A 5,152-nucleotide genomic window follows, 5' to 3' on the forward strand; every position below is an offset into this window, starting at 1 on the left:
TCATCCTCCGCGCGTCCGCGTTTCTGCATCCACCGTGTGGACGCGACGGTCAGATCAATCCCACCCCATAGCGGTCCAGGCAGTCAGCCAGGTACCGCACGTTCGATGGATGGAGCAGGGACGCGCTCTCCACGTCGGCCACCATCCGCTCCGCGCGGTCGAACAGGGCAATGGCGAAATCATCGTCATCGTGGCGCGTGCGGTAGCGAATGCCGTCGGGTGCGTCGGGATGATCGTGCAGCGCCGCCGCCCACGCCTGCGAAACCGCATACTCCCCCGTGCACGAGGCCGCGGTGGCACCGACCGCGTGCAGTCCCGGCCCGTGCATCGCCACCAGCCGCAGCGGGGCGAGCGCCTGGATGCGGGCCAGGTTGCGCGCCCGCACGTCCTCCGTCTCCAGCAGCATCGTCCCCGGCTGGCGCAGAAACGTCTCCGCGAACGCGCCGAACGAGCGCTCGGCCATGTAGCACACGCGGAACCGGCCGTCCGGCGCGTCCCATCGTCCGCGCGGCGGCAGCCCCTTTGCCGGGCTGAAAAACAGTGGCGATCGGTCGCCGGGGTGAACGCGCCACAGCTTCCACGCCACCTCGTGCACATGGATCGGCAGCCGCCGGGCGTGCAGGTCCGCCGGCGGCAGGGGCGGGGGGCCGGGCGCCCCCGCCGAAGGCGTGCCGCTCACGCGATGTACTCGCCGTACGTGGACACCGCCTGCGCCGCCGCGGCGGCCTCGCCGGCCTGCAGCGCCTGCAGCGGCGTGCGTCCGCCCAGCGCCTGCGCGGGCGCCAGCAGCACGGACAGCTGCGTCCAGGGGCCGCGCACGCCGAACGCCTCCAGCACCAACCCCAGCCCCGGCAGTGCGCCGTCGGGGCCAAACTGGCAGGCGGGGTACAGCCATTCGCCGTTGGCCTGGGGCACGGCCAGCAGCGTGCCGCGCTTGCGCCGCGCGTGCACCGCCTGCGGGCTTACGCCCAGCCGGTGCGCCGCCTCGCCCAGGCGCAGCGCACCGCCGGCCTGCCGCAGCAGCTCGCCCTTGGCCTGCGCGCCCCGCGCCCGTGCCGATGCCAGCGGGTCGGTGGCGCGCGCGGTGTCGGGGCCCACCTGCGCCAGCAGCGCCGCCAGCCCGCCCACTTCGTCGGGCGCCGCGAGTGCGTCGGCGATGGCGTCGTCGGGGGCGGCTTGCCCCAGCCGCTCCAGAAGGCTGGAGTAGCGCTTGATGAATGCCGCCGCCAGCAGGCTGCGCGCGCCGATTTGCGGCGTGGCGCGGTACGCCATGCGAGGTCGTTCACGCACCATGGAAGGCTCGACAGGCTCTTGATCGTACACCTGCTCCTCCGGCGGCTGCTCTGGATCGTCGGGCGGGGAGCCCTGACCTTTTCTCTTCATCGTGCCCTCCCGCGGGTGCTCCTGACATTGATACTATCCTACCATCCTTATGCAGAATGCACAATCAATCTTCACCCGCCACGGTGCGTACTTCCATCCCCCGGGATTTCCCTCTCCGCATCCGTCATGGCGACGTGCCGCTCCCCTTCATTTCGGTGTACAGACGGTTCTCAAGATCGCGCATCAGGTGGTGCGATCTACGTGATCCCATGCGGTACGGAAGCTCATCCACCGATCCACGTCCCTCCTCAAAAAAATTCTCATGGCCCCCTGCCGCATTCCATCTACCTCCCGTTTCCAAGGCCTTCACAAAAGATCCTGCCTCGTCGACGTCCCTCACCTGCACCCGATACCTGGGAATCCCGTCCTGACCTGGAGATCCAGACGAAGCGGCAAGAAAAAACTCTGTTGACTCTGTTAACTCTGTGTGAGGCCCTTCTTTCGTGAATCACGCACGAAGCGGAGGAAACGGCACGAGAAAACTCCGTTGACCCCGTTGACTCCGTGTGAGCCCCAATCTTTTGTGGACCCGGCACCGGACCCCGAACGGCGCGATGGCTCACACCTCCCGCGAATCCATCACCCCCTCACCCGTTCACCCTCCCACTCCTCCAAAACGAGCACGCGGATTGCGCGCAGCCCGCCCGGAGCCTATATTCAGCAGGTGTCCATGGCCTGCGAACGCCCCCGCGGCGGATCGCGACTGAAGTGGGGTGCGGTTGGCCCCGCTTTTTTATTTGCCCAAACACACCTGCAAGGCGGAGGCGCGGTGCACGACGAAACCCTGGCGCGCGAGGTGGAGCAGCGCGTGGAGGAGATGGGCTACGAGATGGTGGTGCTGGAGCAGGCGGGAAGCCGCGCACGCCCCATCCTGCGGCTGTACGTGGACCGCCCCGACAGCAAGCCCGGCGAGCCCGCCGTCTCCATCGACGACTGCACCTCCATCAGCCGCGCGCTGGAGCCGTGGCTGGATCAGCGCGAGGGGCTGTCCGACCGCTACGTGCTGGAGGTCTCGTCACCCGGCGTGGAGCGCCCGCTGGTGCGAACCCGCGACTGGGAGCGATTCGCGGGCGTGGAGGTGGCGGTCAAGGGACGCGGCGAGCTGGCCGGCCGGGCAAAGCGGCTGGAGGGCACGCTCCTGGGGCTGCGGGGCGAGGAGGAGGGCGGACAGCGCGTGGCGCTGCGCCTGGGCGACGGTGAAGAAGTAGAGATTCCGCTGGCGGAGATCGACCGGGGCAACCTGGTCTACCGCTGGGAGCGCGGCGGGAAGGGCCGCTGAAGCATTCCCCGCGCGCTCACCTGACAGACTAAGGGAAGACGGCCAACGATGAGCAACGCAACGCAGATCCTGGCGGCGTTCCGCGAGATGACGGCGAACAAGTCCATCTCGCGCGACGAGCTGCACGACCTGATCAAGGACGGCATTCTGGCGGCCCTGGCCAAGCGCTACGGCCCCAACGTGGAAGCCGAGATCGAGATCGACGAGGACACGGGCAAGATCGGCATCACCGTCCTCAAGGAGGTGGTGGCCGAGGTGGAGGATTCGTCGCGGCAGATCCTGCTGGAAGAGGCGCGCTGGGACGACCCCGAGTTCGAGGTGGGCGACATTCTCGAGGTGCCGGTGGAGTTCGCGCACTTTGGCCGCAACGCCGTGATGGCGGCCAAGCAGCGCATCCTGCAGCGCGTCCGCGAGGGCGAGCGCCAGAAGATCCGCGACGAGTACGAGCACCGCGTGGGCGAGCTGCTGAGCGGCGAAACCCAGCAGGTGGAGCGCGGCAAGCTGGTGCTGATGCTCAACCGCTCGCGCGACGCCGACGCCATCATCCCGTGGAAGGAGCAGAACCCGCGCGAGCGGTTCCGCCAGGGCGACCCGATCCGCGCCGTGCTCAAGAAGGTGGAAGAGACGCCCAAGGGGCCGCGCCTGATCCTGTCCCGTGCCGATCCGCTGTTCGTGGCCGCGCTGTTCAAGCTCGAGGTGCCCGAGATCCAGCAGGGGATCGTGGAGATCCGCGGCGCCGCGCGCGAAGTGGGCTTCCGCAGCAAGATCGCGGTGAGCTCGCGCGACGAGTCGATCGATCCGGTGGGCGCCTGCGTGGGGCTGAAGGGAAGCCGCGTCCGCGCGGTGGTGCAGGAGCTGGGCGGCGAGCGCATCGACATCGTGCCCTGGCACCCGGACCCCGAGATCTACGCCAAGCGCGCGCTGGCCCCGGCCCGCGTGGCCAAGGTGATCAGCAACTACGAGACGCGCACGATGACGGCCATCGTGGACGAGGACCAGCTGTCGCTGGCCATCGGCCGCAACGGGCAGAACGTGCGCCTGGCCAGCCAGCTGATCGGCTGGCAGCTGGACCTGTTCGGCAGCCGCGAGTGGCTGGAGCGCGGGGCCGAGGCGGCGCTGTTCGGCGGCGGGAGCGACGAGGGCGAGTACGACAACACCGACTTCTCGCTGCGCGACCTGGACCTGGCGCCGGCCACGCTGGCCGCGCTGGAGGCCGCCGGCTACAGCACGTTCTTCGACGTGATCGACATGGAGCGCGAGGACTTCCTGCGCATCCCCGGGCTGGGCGCCGACGAGGCGGACCGGCTGATGTCGGAGATCGAGCGGCTGACGGTGGAGGATGAGGAGGACGAGGGCGCGGTGGCCGAAGAGGGCGGCGAGGCGCCGTCCGCCGAGGCCGCGGGCGGGGACGAAGGCGGCGAAGATGCCGGTACGGACTTGACTTTCGGGTCCGATTCGGAGAACTTGCCGGGTTCGAAATAGCCGTATGGAGGGCGCGCCTCGTGATGGATCCGGCGCGTCGGAGCGCGCGCTGCTGTCCCTGCTGGGGCTGGCGGCGCGCGCACGCGCCCTTGTGACGGGCACGGACATGGGGCGCGGCGCCGCGCGTGACGGAAAGGTGGCGGCGGCGGTTCTGGCCGCCGACGCCTCGCCCACGCAGGCCCGCAAGCTGGTCCCGCTGCTCGAGGCGCGCGGGATCCCTTTCGCTGTTGGTTCAAACCAGGCCGACCTGGGCGCCGCGCTGGGCAAGGGCCCGGTATCGGCCGTCGGAATCATAGACCCGAGTTTCGCGAGGCGCGCCATGGAACTGGCCGCCGCGCCGACACTGCAGCAGGACCGTGGAGGAGGAGAGCCGTACTGATGCGAGTCTTTGAAGTCGCCAAGGAGCTGGACGTTCCGGCTGAGGCCTTGGTGCACCTCCTCCGGGAGATGGACGTGCCCGTGCGCAGCCACATGAGCGACCTGGCGGACGAACACGTGGCGCGCCTGCGCACCGTGGTCGAGCGCGAGCGCCGCCACGGCCACGCCATCGCCGCGCCCCCCGCCGCCGCCGAAGACGCGCCGGTGGGCGGGCGCCGCCGCCGCAAGCGTGAAGACCTGCCCCCCGCCGCCGAGGAAGCCGCCGCACCCGCGGAAGCCGCGGCAGAGCCCGCCGCGCCCGTCGCCGCCGCGCAGACGGACGTGGCCGCCGGCCCCGCCCCGGCGCAGACGCGCGCCGAGGCCGACACCACCGCGTCGCCGATCGCCGACGCCGTGGAGGCGATCGAGGGCGAGGCGGCCGTGGCCGCCGCCGACCGCGGCGCCGACCTGGTCACCCGCGGCGGACAGCCGCCGAAGGACGTGACCGTCATCGTCGACACGGCGGCCGCGCCGCCCGCGGACGAGGCCCCGGCCGCGCCCGCGACCACGCCGGCGGCTCCGCCGTCAGCCCGTCCCGCGGCGCCGATTTCCGCGCGCCCCCCGGCACCGGCCGCGCCCGAAGCGCCGCCC

Annotated in this window: 6 protein-coding genes; 4 read left to right on the forward strand and 2 right to left on the reverse strand. The window is 70.7% G+C overall.

Annotated features, from left to right (window positions below; translation table 11 throughout):
* Positions 1–49: 49 nt before the first annotated feature.
* Together ACOJUJ_RS19160 and ACOJUJ_RS19165 are read right to left on the reverse strand one after the other, a co-directional pair.
* Complete coding sequence (locus ACOJUJ_RS19160) at positions 50–679, reverse strand: RES family NAD+ phosphorylase (RefSeq protein WP_420128505.1); 630 nt, start codon at positions 677–679, stop codon at positions 50–52.
* Entirely contained in the window at positions 676–1,383 is a 708-nt protein-coding gene (locus ACOJUJ_RS19165; RefSeq protein WP_420128506.1) for a DNA-binding protein, read from the reverse strand. The genes ACOJUJ_RS19160 and ACOJUJ_RS19165 overlap by 4 nt, the downstream gene beginning before the upstream one ends.
* Positions 1,384–2,152: 769 nt before the next feature.
* On the opposite strand from ACOJUJ_RS19165, the gene rimP reads away from it, so the two are divergent.
* The 4 genes from rimP to ACOJUJ_RS19185 form a co-directional block, all read left to right on the forward strand.
* Positions 2,153–2,662: a ribosome maturation factor RimP gene (rimP, locus tag ACOJUJ_RS19170; protein WP_420128507.1), complete on the forward strand. Its 510-nt coding sequence runs from the start codon at positions 2,153–2,155 to the stop codon at positions 2,660–2,662.
* A gap of 48 nt (positions 2,663–2,710) precedes the next feature.
* Positions 2,711–4,144 carry a transcription termination factor NusA gene (gene nusA / locus ACOJUJ_RS19175; RefSeq protein WP_420128508.1) on the forward strand — a complete coding sequence of 478 codons (1,434 nt, stop codon included), beginning with the start codon at positions 2,711–2,713 and terminating at the stop codon, positions 4,142–4,144.
* Positions 4,145–4,148: 4 nt separating this feature from the next.
* On the forward strand, positions 4,149–4,523 hold the full coding sequence (locus tag ACOJUJ_RS19180) for a ribosomal L7Ae/L30e/S12e/Gadd45 family protein (RefSeq protein WP_420128509.1): 375 nt from the start codon (positions 4,149–4,151) through the stop codon (positions 4,521–4,523).
* Positions 4,523–5,152 (forward strand): translation initiation factor IF-2 N-terminal domain-containing protein (locus ACOJUJ_RS19185; protein ID WP_420128510.1); only part of this gene is annotated, 630 nt, incomplete at its 3' end. The genes ACOJUJ_RS19180 and ACOJUJ_RS19185, both read left to right, overlap by 1 nt.

Origin of the sequence: Longimicrobium sp., from assembly GCF_048594345.1 — a bacterium.
Classification (GTDB): Bacteria; Gemmatimonadota; Gemmatimonadetes; order Longimicrobiales; family Longimicrobiaceae; genus Longimicrobium.